This is a genomic window from Corynebacterium suranareeae, from assembly GCF_002355155.1.
In the GTDB taxonomy this organism is placed as follows: domain Bacteria; phylum Actinomycetota; class Actinomycetes; order Mycobacteriales; family Mycobacteriaceae; genus Corynebacterium; species Corynebacterium suranareeae.
The window spans coordinates 2,566,582-2,590,012 of record NZ_AP017369.1 but is presented as its reverse complement, the minus strand read 5'-3'; the positions used below and the strand labels follow the sequence as shown (position 1 = coordinate 2,590,012).

The window sequence follows — 23,431 nt, the reverse complement described above, 5'->3', positions numbered from 1 at the left end:
AAAGACTCCTGACCAAAAATGGTTAGACGGAAACAGATTCCTTCTTTGCAACAGTTCGGGAACGTTTCTTGTTCCCATCAATAACCAACCCGATTGCAGAGGTTACTAATACTGGGATGACCCAACCCAAAGACATGCTGTGCAGTGGTGCCCACTCGATATAAGTCTCAAGGGATGGGAAGGACATAAACAATGCCCAAACAACCGCGGTCCAGATTCCCAGCAGGTAAGTCCACTTGAAGCGGAACAGCAACGGTTCAATCAAAGTCAGGAAGACCAACGTGATTGCCGAAGGATAAATAAAGCTGATGACAGGAGCTGCGACAGCCAAAACAACATCTAGTCCCATGGTGGCTACGCCGAAGGAGATGAGTGAAAACACAATAGCCCACACGTGATAGCTGATGCCGGGCAGCAAAGAATTGAAAAATTCCGATGTTGCACTGATCAAACCAACAGCTGTTGTCATACATGCAAGGATCAAAATGGCCACGAAGATGATCCGGCCGACTTCACCCATCGTAGATGCAGCAGCATGGTTCAAAATGGCTGTGCCGTCTGCGAACTCACCAGTAACTACTTGACCGATTGAGCCAAGACCAAGGTAAACCAACGCCAACAAGATACCGGCAATAAACGCAGACGCGACGGTTGCGGTGCGGACCTTTTTTACTTTTTGGTACTTAAACGCAGAAATCACCACGATGCCGAAGGCCAGCGCAGCGATCGCATCCATCGTCATGTAGCCCTCAAGCAGCCCCGCACCCGCAGGTTGCTCGGCATAAGCACTGTTTGGCTCACCGGGAGTTCCACTCAGCGTAGCCATCGACAGCGCAACCAACACAACAATCAAAAGAAGCAGCGCCGGGGTAAGCCATTTACCTAACTTATCCGCAATACCATTGGGATTCCACGACAACGCAAGCGCAACAGCAAAGAATACGAAGTTGAAAATCCCAGAATAAAGCGCATTATCGACGCCCACCGCCGTCGAATAGCTCACCGCCCCAGTCCTCGGCAGCGCGTAAAACGCGCCGATGGCCAAATAGGCAGCAATCGGGAAGATAAGACCAAAGATCTTTCCGCCACGAGAAGCCATGTCCTTGACGTTTTCTCCCGACAACACCACCGCGATAATTGCTAGCACCGGAAGCAAAACGCTAGTTGCTAGAAATCCTAAAATAGCGGGTAGATAGTTGGTTCCTGCCGATAAGCCAAGCATCGGCGGGAAGATGAGATTTCCAGCTCCAAAGAACATGGAAAATAGCATCAAAGAAGTGATCAGGACAGACTTTTTACTCATAAGGTTTATAAAACGCTGGCGATACGGCGCAGCCCCTCCTCAAGGGTTTCACGGGAACAAGCAAAGTTAAGACGAGCACAAGTCTTGAAACCACCAAAAGCTGCGCCGTCATTCAGCATGACCTTACCCTCCTCACGCAAAATCTTAGAAGGAGCCTCTTCAATCTTGGTTCCACTAAAGTCCAACCACATCAAATAAGTGGAATCCGGAGCATAGACTTTCACACCAAGTTTCTCCAGCTCAGCGGCTGCAAAGTCCCGGTTACTCTTGAGGATTTCTAAAGATTCATTGAGAAATTCCTCACCCTCGTTGTACACCGTTTCCGCTGCGATCAAACCGAGGATGGACACACCATCACGAGTAATGTCAGATAGCTTCTTCCAGGCCTTTACATCCGCATCATTGCTGAAGAAGATCTGGGCGCATTTCAAACCAGCGGTATTCCAAGCTTTGGACGTTGCAGTAATAGTGATGCAGGTGTTTGCAGCATTTTCAGACACACCAGCAGCAACCACATGTGTGCCTTCATAAACCAAAGGAGCATGAATTTCATCAACGATAATGCGGGCATCATACTTCGCCGCAATATCGGTGAGCTCACGGATGTAATCTTCAGAAAACACCGTGCCCAGTGGGTTGTGAGGATTACAGAACAACAGTGATCCTGCACCCTCAGCAAAAGCCTTTTCAATTTCCTTCAGGTCGTACTTGTGCGCATCAATGTAAATCGCCTGACGACCAGTCACCTTAGGCAACTCAATAAACGGCGGATAAGCAGGCAACGGCACAATAATTGCCGAACCAGGCTTGGTGAAGTGCTCAATGGCAAGCTTGAGCCCACGAACCACATCAGGGATCGCAAACACATTCTCAGGCTTTGGGGCGAAACCATAACGTCGATCATAGAAACCAGCCAGTGCTTCATTGAGGCCGGTCGCATCTGGTGGATATCCAAAAACCTCACGTTCAACGGCGTCTGCCAATGCCTCCTTCAACGGCGGGCAGGTACCGAAATCACTTTCCGCCACCCACAAAGGAAGCACGTCTTCTGGAAACCGGGTCCACTTCAAGGTCCGGCGATTCTTCAATTCTTCGAGTTCAGGAAATCGCATACGCTCTAGGCTAGTAAACTTTCCTAAGAACCTATTACTACAAAGGAGCCCGAAGTGAAGTTGAGGACAATCCCAGCACTGTTAGCAGTCGCCCTTCTTGCAGGCTGTTCGGGCGAAAGCGCTGATAGCCAAGCAAGCGTTTCCCCCGATGAAACTATTGAAGTAACCACCTCATCAACCCCGGTTTTCCAAGCCGAACAAGTCGCTCCAATTACAGTGCCGAGCGGTGAAACCAAAATTCAAGACCCCGGCCTCAACGTTGAATTCATCTTCCAAGGAACCGGCTACGGCACCAACGGCGGATCGATAATTTACATCGCAGTCAAAAACTTAAACGAAGCACCACTGCCTGCCGACGCAATCGAACAGCCCACGCTGCAAATCAACGATTACAACGGCAACCGAACCAACATCGAATCCCTCTCAAGTGACGACAACATCCCACTTGACCTTCCACTCGGTTCCGGCGCCACAACAAACCTGCAATACACGTTTAATACCTCCAACGGGTCTTTATCGTCAGCAGAGTTTCAAATTGGAAACGTCATCTATACAGGCAATTTGAACACCTTGGCATAATTTCAAAAAATATTTTGAATTTTAGGGAACCTACCCCGAACTTTTGCAGTCTAACGATAATGAGTGGCTTTTAAAGCACTCGTCATGACTACAAACGATTCGGGGTATTTTCATGCGACGAACATGGCTGCTCATATGCGGCACCACGTTAGCTGTTACCGGTTGCTCGGGTGGCTCAACCACTCCAGTAACCGTGACCGTTACCGAAGCCGCCACATCTGAGGAAGCTTCATCAATAGAGCCGAGCAACGACGTACTTGCCAGCCAATTTCATCCGTGCGAAGTACTCACGCAGGAACAGTTCGAAAATGCAGGATTGATCGAACTAGTTGATCAAGACACTGATCTGGGCACGTTGGCCTCCGGTTGTACATTCCGTCAGTCAAACACACTGGATCTTCCCGGAATTTGGATGGTTGCGACCGACACCGTGGATCGGGAGTATGTCCGTGCATTATCTCTCGAAACTATTGATTGGGGTACCAAAAAGAATCCAGATATTTACGTGCAACAGGTTTCGTTGAATGCTCGACAATGCGAAGCCGCCAATGATTATGACTGGGGGAGGCTAACAGTCACTTATTTTGAAACAGGGGAAGTCTGGGAGCCAGAAATATTGTGTCCTGGTGCAGTTCAAACTTTGGACAATCTGTTGGAAGAAATTGAGGGAAATAAATGACATTGAAAATAAACTTGTCGTCGTTATCGAATGCAGTTTCAAAACTAGCTTCAGAGGCTGAGGCAGTCAGTAGTACAGCATTAGTATCTGGAAAAGTCGGCTACTTAAGCGCCTTTTCCACTGTCTCCGGCCTTGACCAACTAGGTACCGGGCATAGTCGAGTTATCAATGGGGGAGTTGGTGCAGCTAACACTGTGCTGACTTCCTATGCGGAACAGATCGAGTGGCTATCGGCTGCTTTGCGGGCTTCGGGGGAGGCTTTGTCTGGACAAGATGAGCTATTTGCCAGGGGTATGGATATTGCTGATACCGGTGGCAAGGTTGTAGAAGAGTCGGTAATGTTTCCGGCGCGGCCGACACCTAGGTTTGAATCCTTCGTGTTTAATCCGCCAGTTGTTCGTCCTTCGATGTCGTTGGATGCATTGTGTAGTCAGTTTTCCGGAACCAACTCGGGGGCGGTTCTGGAGGCGCAGGGATCGTGGAATTCTATGGCGTCGGCTATCAGTGATGTGTCTGCTACGTTGTCGTCGATTGCGGGCGATCTGTTGGCAGAGAACGCGGGGGATACGTTCGAGCAGGCTGCTGCTCGGATTAATGAGGTGTCGGCTGCGGGGGCGACGTTTGCTGCGAATGCTCGGATGATGGGTGCGTCGGTGGGGACGTTGAACAGGATTTATATGGGGCATCGGATGCAGGTGTTTATGGCTGCGACGTCGATTAAGGCGATTTTGGATCCGATTAAAAGAGCTGCGGCGGAGCGGGCATTTTTGGCGTCGTTTCAAGCTACTTTCCAGGCGGATGTGTTGACTGGTGTTCCGCCGGTGAGCAATTTGATGCAGATGAAGGGTGCTAATGGGGCTGCTGGTGACATTGCCTTGGGGATGGGTGATATTGCTGGAAGTGGTAAGGCGTGGTCTGCTGCTGGGTTGACTCCGGCAGGTGCTTCGCAGTTAGCCAGTGCTGTACAGGATGCTGCAGCTCAGGTTGGGGCGGGCAGTTTTGCCACCGTTGCGGATCAAGTCGAGGGCATCGATATTGGGGATATGTTGACTGCAGCTGCATCGGCGGGGCAGAACTTATCGGGTGGTGCGGGAATGTCAGCATCGTCGGTTTCGCCGATGTCGCAATCTATTTCAGGCGGTTCTGGCTTCGGTTCGCAGGCTGGCATGATTGGTGGACCAGCCCCAGGAATGATTGGCAGTACCAACAGTGGTCGTATGAGTCCTGCGGGTTCGGGGATTAAATCTGATTCTTTGATAGGGGCGCGTACTCATGGGGCGTCTGCTGTTGGTGGCGGTGTAGCTCCGATGATGGGTGGTGCTGGTGGAGTAACTGGTGTGGGAACTGCGGGTTCTCAAAGTAAAAATACTCGCCAGACGGGACCTTCTGTTGGATCTAGTTCACAGTCGGGTGCTGGAATGGGGATGGCTGGTGCAGGGGGTGGGAAGGCGTCGACAAGCAATTTCGGTCGAGGCGTGATGCCTATGATGCCCATGGGAGGCGCGGGAGGCGCCGGCGCTGGGCAGAAAAATACTGGAAAGGTGAAGTCGGTGACCTCGGCGGTGGAGGAAGATCGCAATATTGCGGCTCTGTTGGGCGATCGGGGGCCCGTTGTTCCGGGTGTGATTGGTGACTGGGTGCGAGGATAATGGCTGAATGTGGCTAAACTTGGGGCATGACTACTGAGGTTGAACTGGTTGTACTAGCTGATTCCGAGGGTAACGCTATTGGTACTGCGCCGAAAGCTACGGTGCACACTAAGGACACGCCTCTGCATTTTGCGTTTTCGACATATATTTTGAATCCGCGGGGTGAATTGTTGGTGACGCGTCGTGCGTTGTCGAAGAAGACGTGGCCTGGTGTGTGGACCAACTCCATGTGTGGGCACCCTGGCCCGGATGAGACGAATGCGGATGCGATTCGTCGTCGTGGCGTTGATGAGCTGGGGCTGGAGGTGGATTCCTTCTTGGATATTCAAGAGATTCTTCCTGATTATCAGTACCGCGCAGAGGATGCCTCAGGCATTGTGGAGTGGGAGCTGTGCCCGGTTCACCTCGTTCGTTTAGCGGTGGGGGAGTTCGTGGAACCGCTAGACGACGAGGTTGAGGAGTTTGAGTGGGTCGAGCCCCAAAAGCTTTTCGACGCCGTTGACGCCACCCCATTTGTGTTTTCTCCGTGGCTGGTAGATCAGCTCAGTGCCCCTGAGCTGCGCCAAGCCATCCTGGAAGCCTTTGACGCTGAGTAGGTTTTTAATCTAGGAAGGGCTTTAATCCAGGATTCGCTCAACCGCTTCGAGTGGGATTTTCACCCAGTCGGGGCGGTTGTTTATTTCATAGGCCACTTCATAAAGCGCTTTGTCCAGGATGTAAGCGTTGAGTAGTTCCTCATTTTCAATGGATCCGTAACCAGCCAAAAAGAGAGCGGTTGCCTCATTAGCCCATTGGGTGAACTCGCCATCGAAATTGGCTGCATAGTCAATGGATCGGATGATGCCTGCTAGGTCGCGCAAAGGTGAATCAGGGAGGCGTCGCTGGTGGAGGGGACGGGCTGGCTCGCCTTCAAAATCAATGAGGATATAGCGATCGGATGTTTTAATCAGCTGCCCCAAATGCAGGTCGCCGTGGATGCGTTGGATATGTGCATCGCCTTCTAAAGATTGATAAAGACTACGTGCTGGTGCTTTGAACTTGGCTAGTTCAGGGGCTTGATGGATAAGAGAGTCAAGGCGGGTGGTTAAACCATCACCTAGAGTTTGTGCAGATACCACAGAGGTTGGAAACGCTTGCGCAAGAGCAGTGTGAACATTGCGGGTGGCTTGACCGATCTTTTCTGCATCGTCAGCGAAGCTTGCATTAGTAGTGGTCAGCGCATACTCCCACGCGTCTTGCCCCGGAATGTACTGCTGGGCCATGACCAAGGTGTAGCTGCGTCCGTCGATGGTGGCGGTGGAGAAACCTAGAATTGGCGCGATATTGGTGCATGAAGAAATTTGGGAGAGCAGTTCCACATCTGGATTCAGTCCTGGTTCCAGCTTGCGGAAATACTTAACGATTGCCTGTTTATCAGCGGTGATAAATGAGCTATTGGATTGTTGTGCACCAAGTTCTTTAAAAGGACCGATTGGAAAATCCGCATCCCCTGCCCACGTACCAAAGCTAGCCCCAACTTCCTCGACATGGTGGTCGAGGACATCTTTGCCATCATCGTTGACGAGGAGTTGGTAGAGCACATTATTAATGCGCACCACAGCTAGGGTATTTTCACCGCACTCTTGCGATAGGACGATATCTACGTCGTGGATTGTTTGGGATTTCGCGCCATAGAAACGTTCGTTGATGATGTGTTGGCCAATGCTCATTCCAGACCGTCCTCTTCATCAGCAGTGAGATCAAACCAGAAGAAGCCATGAGGAGCCAAAGTGACCACCCATTCCCGTTCTGCAATGGTCGGGAAGAGCTGCCCGCCGGAAACTTCGCGGGGAGTCTGCCCGGCAAACTCTCGTAAATCCAGTGAAACTGCTTGAGGATGTTTGCTCATATTGTTCACACACAAAATTGTTTGGCCTTTGTGCTCTCTTAAAAATGTCAGCACTGATTCATTGGTGGAGTCCACTTCGCGGTAGGTGCCAGCACCAAAGGCATGATATTGCTTGCGGATGAGGATCTGGTTCCGCAACCAACGCAAAAGTGAGTTTTCTCGGTTTAGTTGGCTTTCAACGTTAACTTGAGCATAGCCATATTGATCGTTTTGGATTGCTGGCAAGTAGAGGCGCTCAGGGTCTGCCTTAGAAAAACCACCGTTGCGGTCATTGGACCATTGCATGGGTGTGCGCACACCATCGCGGTCTTGCAACCAGATGTTATCGCCCATACCGATTTCATCGCCGTAGTACAGCACCGGTGATCCTGGAAGGGACAGGAGTAAACCATGAAGGAGCTCTAATTGGTTTCGGTCTCCTTCCAGCAGCGGGGACAAACGCCTGCGGATTCCCACATTGGCACGCATGCGGGGTTCTGAAGCGAATTGGGAATACATGTAACTGCGCTCATCATCAGAGACCATCTCCAAGGTGAGTTCATCGTGGTTACGCAGGAAAATTCCCCATTGTGCAGTCTTTGGTATTTCTGGGGTATTGGCCAGGATCTCACTGATTGGAGTGCGCGATCCTTGTCGAACACCCATGAAAATACGTGGCATTAAAGGGAAATGGAACGCCATATGGCATTCATCGCCTTTTTCTTTTTCACCAAAGTATTCCACTACATCTTGTGGCCATTGGTTGGCCTCTGCCAAGAGGATGCGGCCTGGGTATTCCTTCTCAATGACAGACCGGCAGAGCTTGAGGAAATCATGTGTCTCTTTAAGGTTTTCCCCGTTGGTGCCTTCGCGTTCAAAAAGATACGGCACAGCATCAAGGCGGAAGCCATCAAGACCCAGATCTAGCCAGAACCGCAACACATCCAGCATTGCTTCTTGAACCGCAGGGTTGTCATAGTTGAGATCCGGTTGATGGGAGAAGAAACGGTGCCAAAAGTACTGTTTACGCACTGGATCAAAAGTCCAGTTGGATTCTTCCGTATCAATGAAAATGATGCGGGCTTCACTGTACAACTGAGGATCATCACCCCACACGTAGAAATCACCGTAAGGTCCAGTGGGGTCGCGCCGGGATTCCTGGAACCAAGGGTGCTGGTCCGAGGTGTGGTTCATGACTAGATCGGTGATCACACGCAAGCCTCGGCGGTGTGCCTGGTCAACGAGCTCTACGAAATCATCAACCGTGCCAAACTCAGGCAGGATTTCGCGGAAATTGCGGATATCATAACCACCGTCACGCAATGGGGAATCATAAAACGGTGGGATCCAAATGCAGTCCACACCCAGCCACTGGATGTAATCTAATTTTTCCGTCAGACCTTTAAGCGACCCAACACCATTGCCTTCTGGATCGTAGAATGCGCGCACCAACACCTCATAGAAGACTGCATCTTTGTACCATTCGCGGTTTTTCTTCTCCCATGGTTGCTCACCCGGCGCAGGAGTGGGGACGGCGAACTCCTCTGATTCATGCTCAACAATTAATCCATGGGCATCAAGGATCGGGCGTGGAGCGGGATCAGCGTGAAGATCTGAGTGAAACTCCGAACCCGGCTGAGCATTCAACGGTGAGGTATCAGTCATGCCTGCCAGAATAGAGAATTGGCTGTGAGATTGCAGTAGTTAGCGCCTTAAGTTTCGTCCCCATTCAGGGCATTGCCTCGATGACGTGTTTGCAGCTGATTTAAAGCCACATATTTTCCGGATGAGTGTTTGTATCACCTGGGACCTCAAAGGCTCTTAAACGCGAATCTGTGGGGTCACTTTTTCTTGAAGCCTTCAAGCAGATTTCACCGCACTTTACCTGGCGACCAAAACAGATCGCGGAGATGAAATTTTGGTCGAATACGCCGGGATCCCCGCCTTCAAATTTGATCTGGCGACCAAGACTCCTTACTCCGAGGCACGCTTTGGTCAAATGCGACGGTGCGTGGCGGTTGCTCCAGTCAGATAGCTCAAAAAGAAGGCACCGTTCACAAATTCAGTACCCCAAACAACTAAAACGCCAGGCGCACCATTTTTAAGGGGTCGTAGACTACACGTGCTTCACCAGAAACCAATGAAAGTGCTGCGCGGTTTTCTTCTGAATACTGAGGCCACGATGGGGTGGCGCCACGGGCAAAGTCGGCGATGATGTGGTGGGCTGGGGAATCTTCGGTGAAGATCTGTGTGAGATCTTCACAGTGTTTACCTGGGAATTCGATCCACCAGCCTTTTTCGGTTTGGGCAACGAAACGCCGGATCAGGGAATCACCAATCATGCGTCCAACAATGCGATCGTCAATCTTTTTGGCTGCGTTGATGTAGGCATCGGGGTTTTCAACGTGGAGCAGCCGGGTAGCCAACTTGGCCCCAAAGCCTTGACGATCAAACCACCGTCCGATGCTGTGTTCATACATTTCATCGCGGGTGGAGGAGATAATCAGGTCGATATCGGCTAGTTCATCTGGGTCGTATGGGGTGGGACCTAAGGGGAGGTCGTTGAAGAAGCGGCGGCTGAAGCGTCGATAGCTTTTTTCTAAGCGCGTGGGTTTGATGTTCGCCAGAGCGGCTCGGGTGACTGGTTTGCCGAGGGCGCGTCGTAAAGCTCCTTTTCGGGCGCTAAAGTGCTGGCGGGGGAAGCTGGGGGAGAGTGCAACGAGGCGTCGAAAAGCGCCTTTATAGTGGTCGAGGCGGGTGAGCCAGAGCGCAATGCCGGCGCCGGCGGACTGCCCGATGAGGGTGACGTTGGTGGGGTCGCCGCCGAAATGCTCGATGTTTTTTTGAACCCATTCCAGCGCGAGCACGCAATCATCGATGCCGCGGTACCTGTTGGTTTCATCGTCGTGGAAGCGCGCGAACCCTTCTAAGCCCACGCGGTAATCAATGGACACCACTACAAAGCCCTGCTCACGGAAGATGGTGGGGTCGGTGCGGGGATCAAAACGTGTGCCGCTGTCATATCCTCCACCGTGGATATACACGATCACCGGGGCGTCCGCACCAAATCGAGCCTCCGGAGTGCTCAACGTTAAATACAGACCCTCATGCTTGCCGGTGGCATCGATGCGCAACGGCTCCAGCTTTTCCGAATCGGCAAACGGCTGAGCCTTGGCGTAGGGAATTGACTGAAAATAATGGCGCGTTCCAGTAATGGTTCCCGCCGGGCAAGATACGGTGACGGACGAGGTGGCAGACATGTTCAAAACTCTAGCAACTAGTATCGGTCACTATGACTGTTGAACACCTGCTTAAACCCAGCACTTTGCCTTACCAGCTGCCTGATTTCGCGGCGATTGATGTGGCAGATTTCCTGCCGGCATTCGAGATCGCTTTAGCCGAACACGATGCAGAAATCGCGGCGATTGCTGCGAACCCTGACGCCCCTACCTGGGAGAACACCGTTGAAGCGCTGGAGTCCGCAGGGCTTGCGCTCAATCGTGTCGCGGCGGTGTTTTTCAATTTGCAGGGCACTGATTCTTCCCCGGAAATGGATGAAATCGCAGCTACGATCGCTCCGAAGTTGTCCGCGCATTCCGATGCCATCTTCCACAACGCCGAGCTTTTCGCTCGAATTGAGGCCGTCAGCGCTCCGGCAGACGAGGAATCGCAACGCCTGCTTGCCCACACCAAGCGCGCTTTTCGACGCCGCGGTGCAGCCCTTGACGCCACCGGCAAAGCCCGGCTGAGCACCATCAACCAGCGCCTATCGGCGCTGTCAGAACAGTTTGGACGCAACTTACTTCAAGATACCCGTGACCTTGCGGTGAACTTTGAAGAATCAGAACTTGCAGGTTTTAGCGATGCTCGTATTTCCGCAGCCGCTGATTATGCAGCAACAATTGGAAAAGATGGCTACGTGGTTCCATTGGAGCTGCCTTCCGTGCAATCAGAGCAGTCTGTCTTAACTGAAGCCTCCTCGCGCGCGAAACTTTATGAGGCATCTCTTCAGCGCGGCGCCAACCTCAACAAAGACGTGCTTTTAGAAACCGTACGCCTTCGTGCAGAGCGCGCTGCACTTTTGGGATATAACACCCACGCAGACTACGTGATCGAAGAAGAAACCGCCGACGACGTCGACGCCGTCCGCGCCCTTCTTTATGATCTCGCCCCGGCAGCTTCTGCTAACGCAAAAGCAGAATACAAACTCTCTGCAGAAGAAGCAGAAACACACGGTGAAAAAGTTGGGGCCGCTGACTGGAGCTTCTGGGAAGCAAAAGTCCGCGCCCGCGACTACGCCTTGGACGAAACCGAGCTGCGTAACTATTTCCCACTCAACCAAGTGCTCCGCGATGGCGTATTTTTTGCAGCCAACCGACTTTACGGAATCACCGTGGAGCCTCGCCCGGATCTGCGCGGCTACGCAGACGGTGTGGACGTGTGGGAAGTTTCAGATTCCGACGGCTCCGGCATCGGCCTGATCCTCACTGACTACTATGGCCGCCCATCCAAGCGTGGTGGCGCCTGGATGTCCAGCTTTGTCGATCAGTCCGAACTCCTTGGCACCAAACCAGTGGTAGTCAACGTCATGGGTATAACCAAACCCACCACCGGCGAAGCACTGCTGAGCCTTGATGAAGTAACCACCATCTTCCACGAATTCGGCCACGGCCTCCACGGCTTGCTATCCAAGGTGCGTTACCCAAGCTTCTCCGGCACCTCTGTACCTCGTGACTACGTTGAATTCCCCTCACAAATCAACGAAAACTGGGCATTCGACCCAGCCGTCGTTCGTAACTATGCCCGCCACGTAGACACCGGCGAGATCATCCCAGACTCCTTGCTAGAAGCAGTGGAAGCATCCCGACAATTCGGACAAGGCTTTGCCACTAGCGAGTACTTGGCTGCCTCAATTATCGACCTCGCTTGGCATTCACTGACTGAATCAGAAGCTGCCGCTGTTGACGACATCGATCAATTCGAAGCCGACGCTCTTGCTGCTGCAGGTCTTGACGTGGACAATATCGCTCCACGGTACCGCTCCACCTACTTCAACCACATCTTCGCCGGCGGCTACTCGGCAGGCTACTACTCTTACCTGTGGGCAGAAGCACTCGACGCCGACGGCTTTGACTGGTTCCGCGAAGAGGGCGCTGCTGGCGATGTTGCGTCCCTCGAAGCTGCACGAGCTACCGGAAAGAAATTCCGTGACCTGGTCTTATCCCGTGGTGCCGCTTCCGACTACAGCCAAGCCTTCGAGAAACTGCGCGGCCGCTCCAAAGACCTCGGCCCACTTCTGCGCCGTCGTGGTCTGGCTGGGGCAATCTAAACAACCCGGTGTAGGCTAATAACCCATGACTGCATTCCTCGACTGGATCTCTCAGTTCCTCACAACATCCCCACTGTGGATCCAGTCACCGATTGTCATCCTGGGATCAGTAGTAGTGTGCTCATTGCTAGCAATAATTCTGCTCCGCATTGTTGACATCCTCGGAGCCTGGGTGCAGCGAATTGGAACACCAAAATCTTCCGGAAAGGGACAGAAACCTCACCATGGCTAACCCAGAAGAGCTCCGCAAAAGAGACCAAGAGCTACCCAAGCGCAAGCGTAAATACCCTCAATCACGGGTCACTCAAGCGCTAGTAGTTTTGCTGGTCATCGTTATTATTGCGTGGCTTGTTTCTTTGATCTAGCTCTACAGTTCCTCGTCCTCCACCGGGGCGTCACCAGTGAAACCGAAGGCGCGCAGTCGCTTTCGGTCCGCTTCGGCTGTGGAGTTAGTCAGGCGCAGCAGCTCAGAATAAATACCGCCAGAAACTGCTAGTTCTGCAGGAGAACCAACTTCTTCAACGCGGCCATTGTGAATGGTCACGATGGTATCCACACCCGCGATGGTGGATAGACGGTGGGCAATCATCAATGTCGTGCGGTTTTCCATCAATTGCTCAAGACCTGCCTGGACTGCTTGTTCCGATTTGGTGTCCAGTGCAGAGGTGGCTTCATCAAGAACAAGCAGCGGGGCATCTTTTAACATTGCACGGGCAACAGAGACGCGCTGTTTTTGACCACCGGAAAGTTTAAGGCCTCGTTCACCCACGACTGTGTCGTAGCCGTCAGGGAAGGCTGAGATGAACTCATGAGCATTGGCCTTCTTCGCCACAGCGATGATTTCTTCGCGTGTGGCATCGGGGCGTCCATAGGCAATGTTTTCTGCGATTGATCCAGAAAATAAGCTGGCATCTTGGAACACAACACCCACCGAGGCGCGGAGTTGTTCAGAGGTAAGGTCTGCGACGTCGACGCCGCAGACGGAAAGGTTGCCGCTGTCTGGTTTATACAGTCCCAACAGCAAATTAACCAGCGTGGACTTTCCACCTCCGGATTCACCGACCAAGGCGATGCGCTCGCCATGACGAGCAGTGATCGAAACATCAGATATAACCGGTTTGCCTTCCTCATAGGCGAAGGAGACGTTACTAAATTCCATTGCTGGTTCTCCCGCAGGCAGCGCATCCGGTGACTCCACCTGGAGGCGTGGGGTGTTTGAGGAGAGGGTGGCGTCGACAAGCAATTTATTAGCGGTGGGCTCGACTGGCTGTGCCATTACCTCGAAGTAGTCGCGGGAGCCGGCGATGGCGCGCTGTGCGGAATCGACGATGTAGCTCATCATGTACACCGGTTGTTGTGCCATGGTGACTAGCTGGATGAGCATGACCATATCGCCGATGCTGAAATGGCCGTGCAGGGTGCGATAAAAAATGAGCAAATGGATGGCTAAGAAGATGATGTTTAGTGCGGCACCCCGCAGCGTGTCCATGCGGTGCCACCAACCCGATTGCGGCCTTGTGATGGCAACTGTTTTGCCGTAGCGCCCACCGAAGTCTGCCAGTTCGCGTGTTTCAGCCACAAAGGATTTCACTACCTTGACCTGGCCGACAACCTCAGCGAAACGGCCATTAGCCACATCGATTTCGTGGTTCTTCTCACCCTCATATTTCTGCCAGCGTTTCGACGTTAATGCCGTTAACCACATGTAAATCGGGAACAGCATCGCGAGCAAAATGGCTAGCGGCCAGTAGTAGATCGCAGAAATAATTAAAACTGCCACCATGGTGATGAGCATGGGGAAGAAGTTGTTGGAAAAGCTCTGCATGAACTGCGTGATGCCGTTGATTGATCGATCAAGGCGGGCGATGATGGTGCCGGTGACCTGATTATCAAAATACTTTTGGGGCAGCGCTAACAGCTTTGCGTAATAGCGAGTAGATAAGATTTGGCGCATGCGAGATGCCATGACATCGCCGATATAGCCACCAATATTGGTCATCACGGTGTTGAGGAGACTCGCAGCAAACAGGGCGAGGCTTAAGAAAATGATGGTGCGGGTTACTGCATCGACGGTGTTGGTGCCTGTTACCGCCGCGACAATGGAATCTGTTGCTTCACGAAGGATAAAAGGTGACAGCAACGACAGTGCCGCGATCACAATGGATACGACAATAATGCCGAGATAGTAAGGCCAAAGCGCAGACGTGGTTTTTAAAATTCGACCAAGAAGTCGCATTAGGGTGGTGGCTCTCTTCTATGAAGCTCTAAATGATTTAGGAATGACCATTGTTCATCACATTGGGAGCCACCACAACCGAAGTAAACCTAATCTCGCCTGCTCGCTTGAGCTATCCGGTGATAGAGCTCATTATCACGCAAGGATTCAATAAGCACCGGGGTGCCATTGCCATCACACAGCGGAATGCACCAGTTGGGATAAAGATCCTTGGTGGTGCCCGGCTGGTTCTGCGCTTGCTTTTCACCCACCATGTCCACGAGGGAGACACACGTTAAAGCTGATGGGGTGTGGGCGACGAAGGTGTGAAGCCCTTCCATTAACTCATCCAACTCGCCACGTTGATCTCGTTCAAGACCTACGTATTCGCGGGCCGGAAGGGCATTCGTGGCTGCCACAACATCAAGGATCTCTGCCTGCCACTGCAGATCTTCAGCGTCTTCTTCCGCAGGATCAGCGGTGAGCACACCGAGTCGCTCACGCAACGCAATGTGCTCGCCTTCCAAATAGCCTGCAGTGGGAGGTAGATCATGGGTGGTCACAGAGGTTAGCGCTAGAGGACGATATTCGTCTTGCCTTCTTGGCCCTGGCTGGCTTGGCGAATGCTCAAACCACAAAATAGAGGTGCCCATGATGCCACGCTGGGCTAAAGCATCTTGGACCCAAGGTTCGAAAGTACCCAAATCCTCGCCAATGACTACAGCGTCAGCGAGTTCTGCTTCCAACGCAAGAATTCCGACTAACGCCTCATGATCGAAACGGATATAAGTACCAGTTGCAGGGGACTGCATGCGAGGCATCACAAAAAGCCTAAACAAACCAAGGACATGATCCACACGGATGCCACCGGAATGACGAAGCACCGTGCGTAACAAATTACGCCACGGGATGTAGCCTTCTTCTGCCAGGCGGATCGGATGCCATGGTGGCTGGGACCAGTCTTGACCTTGCTGGTTGTAACCATCTGGTGGTGCTCCCACGGAAGCTTCAGGTGCAAGCACGTGCTGGAGATTTTGTGCGTCTGCGCCACCTGGATGTACTCCAACAGCCAAATCAGCCATGATGCCAATGGACATGCCGGCATCAATCGCACGTTTCTGCGCGGCTGCTAATTGCTCATCGCACAGCCACTGCAGCCACATATAAAACATGGTCAGTTCATCGCGATCAGGCACTGTGCCATGAGCTGATTCTGATTGCGCAATCTCACGATCTGCACACCAGGTAGCAAAATCAATTAGTCCTTGACCTTCACGCTGCACAAAGTCAACGAAATCAGCTTCGCGCGTACTAGACCTTGGCATTTCAAAAATCGCATGCAATACCTGAAGCTTTGCCGCATAGATCTCGTTGCGTTCAAGAATTTCTGAGGTGAGATTGCGTTCCCGGAACTCTTCAGCCAGTTCCGCGACATCATCACGCAGGTCAACATCAAGCTGGTTGAACTCCGGAATATCCTCAATGCGAATATAGATCGGGTTAATAAACCGCCTGGTGGTGGGAAGATATGGAGAATCCTCAGTAGGGGGCAACGGTTCTGCTGCATGCATGGGATTAATCAGCAAGAAATCAGCGCCATCTTGAGCAACAACACTGGCCAAGTTTCCCAGATCATTGAAATCACCCATGCCCCACGACAACGTGGAACGTACCGAATAGATCTGCGCCATCACACCACTGCGAGGGGACTCAAGGTATTTATCGGCAGTAGATAGTCGTGCTGGAGTGATGATCAAACCACATTCAGATGCATGGTCGTTAGAAGACAAATGCAGTTTGTGCCATCCCAACGGCAAATCAGCAGGAAGCTTAAAAGAAGCCTCACCCCAGTAAACTCCCTCGATCTCACGTGGAGGAGTCCAATTTTCTACCTGGGTTACATCCCTGGTGGTGCCATCTTCTAATTCAATATGTACATGGGCAGGAGCACCATGGTGCACGTGCACGGGGAAAACCCGTTCATCGCCTTGGATAGCAACCACGGAAGGTGGCAGCGCGCGAGAAAACTCCCGGTCATGGAAGCGGGTGATTTCCCGCTGGAGGATGTCCTCAGAGGGAAGATCGGTATCAGGCTCCAAATCCGCACCCAGTGCACGCAGGATTTTCACTAGTGTGTCATTGCTGACTTCAACGTGGGCACCTTTGTAATCAGTGTAGGAAGTGGCTACGCCGTAGAGGTCGGCGAGTTCATTCAAAAATCCGCGAGCAGTCACAAACCAATATCATGCCACCAATAGCGTGTGGACACAGCATATCGGTAGCTTAGGGGTAGATTGGATTAAGAAAATACATGAAAATGCACCATTTAGAGTGGTTTATATACCCCTGATCAGCACATGTAATGCCGAATAGAAGAAAGGTCTGACTTTCACCATGACTTCATCTAATACACTGCAGGAATACACTGAACCTGCTCAATACACCATCGGCGAATCTGAAACTTGTTTGACAGCTTTGCTCGATCAGATCAAGGCGAGACCATATGGAGTTCTTTTTAGTAAACCCGCCAACTTTGAGTGGGTAAATGTCACCGCTAAAGAATTCCAAGATGAAGTTTTTGCAGTAGCAAAGGGCATCTTGTCGGTTGGGGTGGAGCAAGGCGATCGTGTGGCATTGCTGGCTAATACTCGCTATGAGTGGGCGGTGCTTGATTTCGCAATCTGGGCTGCCGGTGCGGTGAGTGTGCCAATCTACAGCTCTTCCTCACTGTCCCAAATTGAGTGGATTATTGAGGATTCCGGCGCAGTTTTAGCCATCACAGAAACTCCTGATCACACAGATTTGATGAAGAACCTGGTGCTTGGTGAAGATGGCACGCCTGCAATTAAAGGATCACCGTCTCAGCTGCGACGCATTTTGGAGATCAATTCCTCTGCATTGGAAACCTTAAAGTTCGAGGGCCGTGAACTTTCTGATGATCTTGTGTGGGAGCGCATTAAAGCCACGAAGTCCTCAGACTTGGCTTCATTGGTGTATACTTCCGGAACGACAGGCCGGCCTAAAGGCTGCGAGCTGACCCACTACAACTGGTTGGCTGAGGTACGTGCGTTGATCACCAATGAAGTCGGTGCGATCGCAATGCCAGGCACTCGGTTGCTCACATTCTTGCCGTTGGCACACGTTCTTGCTCGTGCTGTGCACTTGGCCTTTGCTGTTACCGGTGCAACCCAGTCGCACTGGTCAGATTTCAGCACTCTGACATTGGAGCTGCAGCGCTCTCGCCCCAATTTGATCCTGGGTGTGCCGCGAGTATTTGAAAAGGTGCGCAATGCTGCCGCCTCTAATGCAAGTGATGGTGGCCCGATCAAACGCGCCATGTTTGAGCGAGCTGAGAAAGCTGCAATTGAGTACTCCATGGCATTGGACACTGCAGAAGGTCCAAGCAAACCATTGGCGATGGCGCACAAGGTGTTCGATAAGTTGGTCTACTCCAAAATCCGTGCCGCTGTTGGTGGTGACGTGCAGTATGCGATCACTGGTGGTTCAGCAATGGGGCAAGAACTGCTTCACTTCTTCCGCGGTATTGGTTTGCCGATCTATGAAGGCTATGGGCTGACAGAAACCGCAGCTGCTGCTGCCGTTGATTTCGTTGATCAAAAAATTGGCACCGTTGGAAAGCCTTTGGGTGGCATGACCATCAAGATCAATGATGATGGCGAAATTATGCTTAAAGGTGACATGTTGTTCCAGGGATATTGGAACAATCCAGAAGCAACTGCAGAAGCTTTGGAAGATGGATGGTTTAACACCGGCGATTTAGGTGAGCTGCTTGAATCCGGACATTTGGTGATTACCGGCCGAAAGAAGGATCTCATTGTTACGGCTGGTGGAAAGAATGTTTCCCCTGGCCCAATGGAAGATATTGTTCGTGCCCATCCACTGGTGAGCCAAGCAATGGTCGTGGGAGATGGCAAGCCTTTCGTGGGGCTGTTGGTCACTTTAGATCCAGATATGTTGAAGCGCTGGAAGCTGAACCACAATATTCCTGAATCACGGACGGTTGCAGAGATCGCCACGGAACCAGCACTGCGCGCAGAGATCCAGGATGCGGTAAACAACGCTAACGCCACGGTGTCTCATTCAGAAGCGATTAAGAAGTTCTACATCCTTGATCGTGATCTCACAGAAGAAGCTGATGAGCTCACCCCAACGTTGAAGGTTAAGCGCAACGTTGTTGTCCGTCGTTATGCAGACGCCATTGACCACATCTACAACCGATGAGCACCACAGAGACCCAATTTGATTGGGATGGGAAAGCGTGGTCTCGCACGGAGGTTGGAGAGCCGCCAACACTTTTTGCGCTAGGGATCATGGAAGATTTCGCCTACATTGCAGCGATTGGAGCAGAAGGGGATGAAGAGTTCTTTACATTGGGCTCTAATCCGGGTCTGACTTTCGGTGATCCAGAGTGGCTGTTTGCTCAAGATAATCCGCAATATGTGGTCGACTGCATTAGCCAGCCTGCGGCATTGAAAGTGGTGGATAAATATTTGTCCAGGCTTTCAGATGAGTCATCACGAGGTGAGCCTCAACAGATTCTTAATGAGCTAGTCGATGCAATGGGGTTGCCTGCGCTGCCGTGGTAGAAGGAAAAGGGCGGTAGGTTCTAGCTCACTTTCTTAAAATTGCGACACACCGGCGTGCCGTCACACCATTCCAAGCTGTTTCACATAAAGTCAGTATCCGTTAAGAGAAACTCTCAAGTGTTACTTGAGGGTCTCAAGGTGTGTAAATGCACTAAAGGGCCTGAAAAGCATGGTTGTTAACCATGTGACTCCTGACGTGTTTGGTGCGAAAGCTAGCTGGAAAACAGCTGAGAGTAAAGCTGGTTAGGCTACGAAAGCAAGAAAAGGAAGGTGTGTTGGAACGCGATGAGCAGTACAACCGCACAGCTACGCCACCGAGAGCTGACCCAGGAGATCTACAATATCGGCGATGAAGTTGCCGAATACATCGAACACATCATGGAGGCAGTGTCCGACTGGGACCTAGAGCTGGTGGAAGACTGCCTTGCCGAGTTCGATGAGATCATCACGGAAGCTCGCGATGACTCACGCACCGTTGTTGCCGAACTTGCCGGCCTTCGTCACGCATTGACCACTGGAATCCGTCAAGGAACGGTAAGCGCAAGGGCTCTGGTGGAAGTGGACGTGGAAAAGCCTGAACGCCTCACTGCCTTTGAACTTGAGCGTGACTTTGATATCGATGCCGGGTTGGTAGATGTTCGTGATTTATCTTTAGCTTTAAATGCCCGCACGGACGCTGTGGTTAAACGCCTGGAAGCCACAGTGGAATGGGTGCTGGCGGAGACCGATAAAGTGGCAAACGATCTCGATTCTCTATCTTTGCCACTGCTTTATGGCCGGGTAGCAGCTGTTATTGAAAGCGCTACCAGCGCGTGGATCAATGCCGTGGGAACCGCCAATCCGGCGTATGTGCGCACCATGCGGGGTAGTAATCCTCCGCGATTCCTCCTCGAGCGGGCGCGTGTCGACGCCGTGGTGGCCCGGGTTGCAGACAAGCTTGCGCAAAAGCGCAACGCGGTGTCCTAAACTTCTTAGCCGCAAGAATTTGCAAATATTCGTTCCGCCAACGGCGAGTTCGAAAATCAGATCGAATATTTGCACGAACCATTGTCTTCTATGCAAATATCCGTTCGATTTTCATGAACTGCCATCAGTTCGGAACGGAAAGTTGATCAGCAAACTTCCAGCTTTCACTCCAGTCTCACTGGTCTCAAAATGGACAGCCTCTAGAATCGCTCTCAAGCGTCCAAACAGGCCCAACCCATACAAGGGCTCATGTGGGAAATTTCAGGCCCTTAAATCGCCGTCTAATAGCCAGGAAAATTTAGTATTTCAGCAATTCCGCCACGAAAGGCAAGTGTGGCATGCGGTAAGCGATTTGAGAAATGACATCAAACAAGGCCGAGCGGCTTTCTTCATCACTTGGCCGCGTGGGCTCAACTGTCACGGTGATGGTGAAAGTGTCCAGTTCGCCGTAGCTATCAGACACGGTGAAAACTGGGGCAACAGATGCAACACCATTTAAGTTCTTAGGCACTGCAACAACAATGCTGTTGTCTAGTTGGATGAGTGCGCGGAAATCTTGGAAGGGTTCAGCTGCTTTGACTTTAAGGTCGTTGTAAATATGGTTCCCGAGGTATGGAATGCGCACGACATCGCCTGGTTTTGCCTCAATATCAGCCCAGAGGTCTGGGGTGGAAACCTTGATTTCCTTGGTGGGGTCAAGCGCTACGGATTCTGCGACGGTGCTGGGTTCAGTTTGCGAAGCATTCGAAGCATGTGATGGCGCGGATCCCAAAAGAAGCGCTGTTGCCAGCGCTGTTGCGACCATCTTCCGTTTCATATCCTGCACTTTACCCGTTTCCTATCAAAAGGCTATGTTTAGCTTAAATTAATCATGTATAGGGGGCAGGTACTAGGCTTTAGGCCATGTCAGTTTTTGGTGTGTATATTCATGTGCCGTTTTGTTCTACCAGGTGCGGTTACTGTGATTTCAACACCTACACTGCAGGTGAATTGGGCAGCACCGCAGGCCCGGACACCTATATGGACGCTTTGGAAGTTGAGCTGGAAATGGCTGTGGCGTCATTAGATGATCCGCAGCAGGCTGAAACTATCTTTATTGGTGGGGGTACCCCGTCGTTGCTTGGGGCGGATGGTTTGGCCAGGGTTTTACGTGCGGTGCGTAATACTTTCGGCATTGCTGAAGGTGCGGAAGTGACTACGGAGTCTAATCCGGAATCCACGTCGCCGGAGTTTTTTGAGCACCTTCGCAAAGCGGGATACAACAGGATTTCGCTGGGGATGCAGTCGGCGTCGTCAAGCGTTTTGAAGGTCCTGGATCGCTCGCACACCCCGGGCCGCCCTGTTGCGGCGGCCAAAGAGGCACGTCAGGCGGGGTTTGATCATGTGAATTTGGATATGATTTATGGCACGCCGACGGAAACCGATGATGATGTGCGCAAAACTTTGGATGCAGTTTTAGAGGCCAACGTGGATCATGTTTCTGCGTATTCTCTGATTGTGGAGGACGGCACGGCCATGGCGCGCAAGGTGCGCAAGGGCGAGCTGCCAGCGCCGGATGAGGATGTCTACGCTGATCGTTTTGAGCTTATCGACGCTCGCCTGCGCTCAGCTGGTTTCGATTGGTACGAGGTGTCCAACTGGGCGAAGCCCGGCGGGGAATGCAAGCACAACATGGGCTATTGGGTTGACGGCGATTGGTGGGGAGCGGGCCCAGGTGCCCATTCCCATATTGGGGATCGTCGGTTTTATAACACGAAGCACCCTGCGCGTTATGCCGCACAGATCGCAGCTGGTGAACTGCCGATTAAAGAAACGGAACTTTTAACGGCGCAAGATCACCACACTGAACGCGTGATGCTTGGGCTACGGTTAAAACAAGGCGTGCCATTGGTCCTGTTTGCGCCTAGTGCGCGTCCTGTTATTGATCGCCATATTGCTGGTGGGCTGCTGCATATTACTGAAACGGGCAATGTTGCTGTGACAGATGCAGGACGTTTGCTAGCTGATGGCATCGTTGCCGATATTTTGCTTAGTGAAGAAGACTAAAGATTTAGTAAGGTATCAAGCATGGCAAGTGCAACGGAGAGACGTAGATACGAAGTGTTGCGGGCCATCGTCGCTGATTATATTGCGTCTCAGGAACCTGTCGGATCGAAGTCACTTCTTGAGCGCCATAAGCTCAACGTGAGTTCTGCGACGATCCGCAATGATATGTCGGTGCTGGAATCTGATGGCTACATCGTCCAAGAACATGCAAGCTCGGGCCGTGTCCCAACGGAAAAGGGCTACCGACTGTTTGTCGATTCCATCCATGACATCAAACCGCTGTCTTTGGCGGAGCGTCGTGCCATTTTGGGATTCCTCGAAGGGGGAGTGGACTTAGAAGATGTACTGCGTAGGTCAGTGCAGCTTTTATCTCAGCTGACTCACCAGGCAGCAGTGGTGCAGTTGCCCACGTTGAAAACTGCGCGCGTAAAGCACTGTGAAGTAGTACCACTATCAGCCATGCGGTTGCTGTTGGTGTTAATCACCGATACAGGCCGGGTGGACCAGCGCAACGTGGAACTAGAAGAGCCACTTGCTGCTGAAGAAGTAAATGTCTTGCGAGACCTGCTCAACGGTGCGCTGGGGGAGAAAACTCTGTCAGCTGCCTCTGATGCGTTGGAGGAACTGGCAACCCAAGCCCCATCAGATATTCGCGATGCCATGCGCAGATGCTGCGATGTTTTGGTCAACACCCTTGTCGATCAACCCTCCGACCGCCTCATCTTGGCCGGAACATCTAACCTCACTCGGCTTGACCGTGAAACCTCAGCCAGCTTGCCAATGGTGTTAGAAGCCTTAGAAGAGCAGGTGGTGATGTTGAAACTGCTGTCCAACGTCACCGATCTCAACCAGGTTCGGGTACACATCGGCGGCGAAAATGAAGATATTGAGCTGCGCAGCGCAACCGTGATCACGACCGGCTATGGTTCACAGGGCAGCGCTTTGGGTGCATTGGGTGTGGTTGGCCCCACTTATATGGACTACTCGGGAACAATTTCTAAGGTGTCCGCCGTTGCTAAGTATGTTGGTCGTGTGCTCGCTGGCGAATAGATGCGGGTATAGTAGGCCAATTGTTTTGA

Annotated in this window: 20 protein-coding genes; 12 read left to right on the top strand and 8 right to left on the bottom strand. The window is 52.0% G+C overall.

The window, feature by feature from the left end; genetic code table 11:
• Positions 1 to 22: 22 nt before the first annotated feature.
• Both brnQ and N24_RS11980 read right to left on the bottom strand, forming a co-directional pair.
• Complete coding sequence (brnQ, locus tag N24_RS11985; protein ID WP_096457405.1) at positions 23 to 1,303, bottom strand: branched-chain amino acid transport system II carrier protein; 1,281 nt, start codon at positions 1,301 to 1,303, stop codon at positions 23 to 25.
• Positions 1,304 to 1,308: 5 nt separating this feature from the next.
• Positions 1,309 to 2,415 (bottom strand): MalY/PatB family protein, encoded by a 1,107-nt coding sequence (locus N24_RS11980; RefSeq protein ID WP_096457402.1) that lies wholly within the window; start codon positions 2,413 to 2,415, stop codon positions 1,309 to 1,311.
• A 54-nt stretch (positions 2,416 to 2,469) separates the two neighbouring features.
• On the opposite strand from N24_RS11980, the gene N24_RS11975 reads away from it, so the two are divergent.
• The 4 genes from N24_RS11975 (at position 2,470) to idi (ending at position 5,918) form a co-directional block, all read left to right on the top strand.
• Entirely contained in the window at positions 2,470 to 2,994 is a 525-nt protein-coding gene (locus tag N24_RS11975; protein WP_096457399.1) for a hypothetical protein, read from the top strand.
• A gap of 112 nt (positions 2,995 to 3,106) precedes the next feature.
• Positions 3,107 to 3,673 (top strand): DUF3558 family protein, encoded by a 567-nt coding sequence (locus tag N24_RS11970; protein ID WP_096457396.1) that lies wholly within the window; start codon positions 3,107 to 3,109, stop codon positions 3,671 to 3,673.
• Complete coding sequence (locus N24_RS11965) at positions 3,670 to 5,322, top strand: hypothetical protein (RefSeq protein ID WP_096457393.1); 1,653 nt, start codon at positions 3,670 to 3,672, stop codon at positions 5,320 to 5,322. Before N24_RS11970 ends, N24_RS11965 begins: the two co-directional genes overlap by 4 nt.
• Before the next feature lie 26 nt (positions 5,323 to 5,348).
• Entirely contained in the window at positions 5,349 to 5,918 is a 570-nt protein-coding gene (idi, locus tag N24_RS11960) for an isopentenyl-diphosphate Delta-isomerase (RefSeq protein ID WP_096457390.1), read from the top strand.
• A 21-nt stretch (positions 5,919 to 5,939) separates the two neighbouring features.
• Here the strand turns inward: idi and N24_RS11955 are convergent, their stop codons facing one another.
• The 3 genes from N24_RS11955 to N24_RS11945 all read right to left on the bottom strand — a co-directional run bounded on the left by N24_RS11955 (position 5,940) and on the right by N24_RS11945 (position 10,449).
• Entirely contained in the window at positions 5,940 to 7,031 is a 1,092-nt protein-coding gene (locus tag N24_RS11955; RefSeq protein ID WP_096457387.1) for a phosphotransferase, read from the bottom strand.
• On the bottom strand, positions 7,028 to 8,854 hold the full coding sequence (gene treS, locus N24_RS11950; RefSeq protein ID WP_167382104.1) for a maltose alpha-D-glucosyltransferase: 1,827 nt from the start codon (positions 8,852 to 8,854) through the stop codon (positions 7,028 to 7,030). Before treS ends, N24_RS11955 begins: the two co-directional genes overlap by 4 nt.
• Before the next feature lie 413 nt (positions 8,855 to 9,267).
• The gene (locus N24_RS11945; RefSeq protein WP_096457384.1) at positions 9,268 to 10,449 is read right to left on the bottom strand and encodes an alpha/beta fold hydrolase; all 1,182 of its coding nucleotides are present in this window, start codon (positions 10,447 to 10,449) and stop codon (positions 9,268 to 9,270) included.
• A 32-nt stretch (positions 10,450 to 10,481) separates the two neighbouring features.
• Here N24_RS11945 and N24_RS11940 point away from each other — a divergent pair, with 32 nt between their 5' ends.
• From N24_RS11940 to N24_RS11930, 3 genes are read left to right on the top strand one after another with little or no spacing between them, the layout of a single operon-like run.
• Entirely contained in the window at positions 10,482 to 12,518 is a 2,037-nt protein-coding gene (locus tag N24_RS11940) for a M3 family metallopeptidase (RefSeq protein WP_096457381.1), read from the top strand.
• Between the two features lie 25 nt (positions 12,519 to 12,543).
• Positions 12,544 to 12,750, top strand: a complete 207-nt coding sequence (locus tag N24_RS11935) for a hypothetical protein (protein WP_096457378.1) — start codon at positions 12,544 to 12,546, stop codon at positions 12,748 to 12,750.
• The gene (locus N24_RS11930) at positions 12,743 to 12,883 is read left to right on the top strand and encodes a hypothetical protein (RefSeq protein WP_096457375.1); all 141 of its coding nucleotides are present in this window, start codon (positions 12,743 to 12,745) and stop codon (positions 12,881 to 12,883) included. Before N24_RS11935 ends, N24_RS11930 begins: the two co-directional genes overlap by 8 nt.
• Before the next feature lie 2 nt (positions 12,884 to 12,885).
• Here N24_RS11930 and N24_RS11925 read toward each other — a convergent pair whose 3' ends face one another.
• A complete protein-coding gene (locus N24_RS11925; RefSeq protein WP_096457372.1) occupies positions 12,886 to 14,754 on the bottom strand; it encodes an ABC transporter ATP-binding protein in 1,869 nt (622 codons plus the stop codon).
• An 89-nt stretch (positions 14,755 to 14,843) separates the two neighbouring features.
• Positions 14,844 to 16,967: a 4-alpha-glucanotransferase gene (gene malQ, locus N24_RS11920; protein WP_096457369.1), complete on the bottom strand. Its 2,124-nt coding sequence runs from the start codon at positions 16,965 to 16,967 to the stop codon at positions 14,844 to 14,846.
• Between the two features lie 160 nt (positions 16,968 to 17,127).
• On the opposite strand from malQ, the gene N24_RS11915 reads away from it, so the two are divergent.
• The 3 genes from N24_RS11915 to N24_RS11905 all read left to right on the top strand — a co-directional run bounded on the left by N24_RS11915 (position 17,128) and on the right by N24_RS11905 (position 20,306).
• Complete coding sequence (locus tag N24_RS11915; protein ID WP_096457366.1) at positions 17,128 to 18,975, top strand: AMP-dependent synthetase/ligase; 1,848 nt, start codon at positions 17,128 to 17,130, stop codon at positions 18,973 to 18,975.
• Positions 18,972 to 19,340: a hypothetical protein gene (locus N24_RS11910; protein ID WP_096457363.1), complete on the top strand. Its 369-nt coding sequence runs from the start codon at positions 18,972 to 18,974 to the stop codon at positions 19,338 to 19,340. The genes N24_RS11915 and N24_RS11910 overlap by 4 nt, the downstream gene beginning before the upstream one ends.
• 285 nt (positions 19,341 to 19,625) lie before the next feature.
• Positions 19,626 to 20,306 (top strand): hypothetical protein, encoded by a 681-nt coding sequence (locus N24_RS11905; protein WP_096457360.1) that lies wholly within the window; start codon positions 19,626 to 19,628, stop codon positions 20,304 to 20,306.
• A 298-nt stretch (positions 20,307 to 20,604) separates the two neighbouring features.
• On the opposite strand, the gene N24_RS11900 is transcribed toward N24_RS11905, so the two are convergent.
• The gene (locus N24_RS11900) at positions 20,605 to 21,123 is read right to left on the bottom strand and encodes a hypothetical protein (protein ID WP_096457357.1); all 519 of its coding nucleotides are present in this window, start codon (positions 21,121 to 21,123) and stop codon (positions 20,605 to 20,607) included.
• A gap of 86 nt (positions 21,124 to 21,209) precedes the next feature.
• Between N24_RS11900 and hemW the strand changes: the two genes are divergently transcribed.
• Positions 21,210 to 22,352: a radical SAM family heme chaperone HemW gene (gene hemW, locus N24_RS11895; RefSeq protein ID WP_096457354.1), complete on the top strand. Its 1,143-nt coding sequence runs from the start codon at positions 21,210 to 21,212 to the stop codon at positions 22,350 to 22,352.
• A gap of 21 nt (positions 22,353 to 22,373) precedes the next feature.
• On the top strand, positions 22,374 to 23,402 hold the full coding sequence (hrcA, locus tag N24_RS11890) for a heat-inducible transcriptional repressor HrcA (RefSeq protein WP_096457351.1): 1,029 nt from the start codon (positions 22,374 to 22,376) through the stop codon (positions 23,400 to 23,402).
• Positions 23,403 to 23,431 lie beyond the last annotated feature (29 nt).

Bases quoted from the DNA above. Each gene is read 5' to 3' on its own strand.
- brnQ (WP_096457405.1), bottom strand. From the start codon at position 1,303: ATGAGTAAAAAGTCTGTCCTGATCACTTCTTTGATGCTATTTTCCATG.
- N24_RS11980 (WP_096457402.1), bottom strand. From the start codon at position 2,415: ATGCGATTTCCTGAACTCGAAGAATTGAAGAATCGCCGGACCTTGAAG.
- N24_RS11970 (WP_096457396.1), top strand. From the start codon at position 3,107: ATGCGACGAACATGGCTGCTCATATGCGGCACCACGTTAGCTGTTACC.
- N24_RS11965 (WP_096457393.1), top strand. From the start codon at position 3,670: ATGACATTGAAAATAAACTTGTCGTCGTTATCGAATGCAGTTTCAAAA.
- idi (WP_096457390.1), top strand. From the start codon at position 5,349: ATGACTACTGAGGTTGAACTGGTTGTACTAGCTGATTCCGAGGGTAAC.
- N24_RS11955 (WP_096457387.1), bottom strand. From the start codon at position 7,031: ATGAGCATTGGCCAACACATCATCAACGAACGTTTCTATGGCGCGAAA.
- treS (WP_167382104.1), bottom strand. From the start codon at position 8,854: ATGACTGATACCTCACCGTTGAATGCTCAGCCGGGTTCGGAGTTTCAC.
- N24_RS11945 (WP_096457384.1), bottom strand. From the start codon at position 10,449: ATGTCTGCCACCTCGTCCGTCACCGTATCTTGCCCGGCGGGAACCATT.
- N24_RS11940 (WP_096457381.1), top strand. From the start codon at position 10,482: ATGACTGTTGAACACCTGCTTAAACCCAGCACTTTGCCTTACCAGCTG.
- N24_RS11935 (WP_096457378.1), top strand. From the start codon at position 12,544: ATGACTGCATTCCTCGACTGGATCTCTCAGTTCCTCACAACATCCCCA.
- N24_RS11930 (WP_096457375.1), top strand. From the start codon at position 12,743: ATGGCTAACCCAGAAGAGCTCCGCAAAAGAGACCAAGAGCTACCCAAG.
- N24_RS11925 (WP_096457372.1), bottom strand. From the start codon at position 14,754: ATGCGACTTCTTGGTCGAATTTTAAAAACCACGTCTGCGCTTTGGCCT.
- N24_RS11915 (WP_096457366.1), top strand. From the start codon at position 17,128: ATGACTTCATCTAATACACTGCAGGAATACACTGAACCTGCTCAATAC.
- N24_RS11910 (WP_096457363.1), top strand. From the start codon at position 18,972: ATGAGCACCACAGAGACCCAATTTGATTGGGATGGGAAAGCGTGGTCT.
- N24_RS11905 (WP_096457360.1), top strand. From the start codon at position 19,626: ATGAGCAGTACAACCGCACAGCTACGCCACCGAGAGCTGACCCAGGAG.
- N24_RS11900 (WP_096457357.1), bottom strand. From the start codon at position 21,123: ATGAAACGGAAGATGGTCGCAACAGCGCTGGCAACAGCGCTTCTTTTG.
- hemW (WP_096457354.1), top strand. From the start codon at position 21,210: ATGTCAGTTTTTGGTGTGTATATTCATGTGCCGTTTTGTTCTACCAGG.
- hrcA (WP_096457351.1), top strand. From the start codon at position 22,374: ATGGCAAGTGCAACGGAGAGACGTAGATACGAAGTGTTGCGGGCCATC.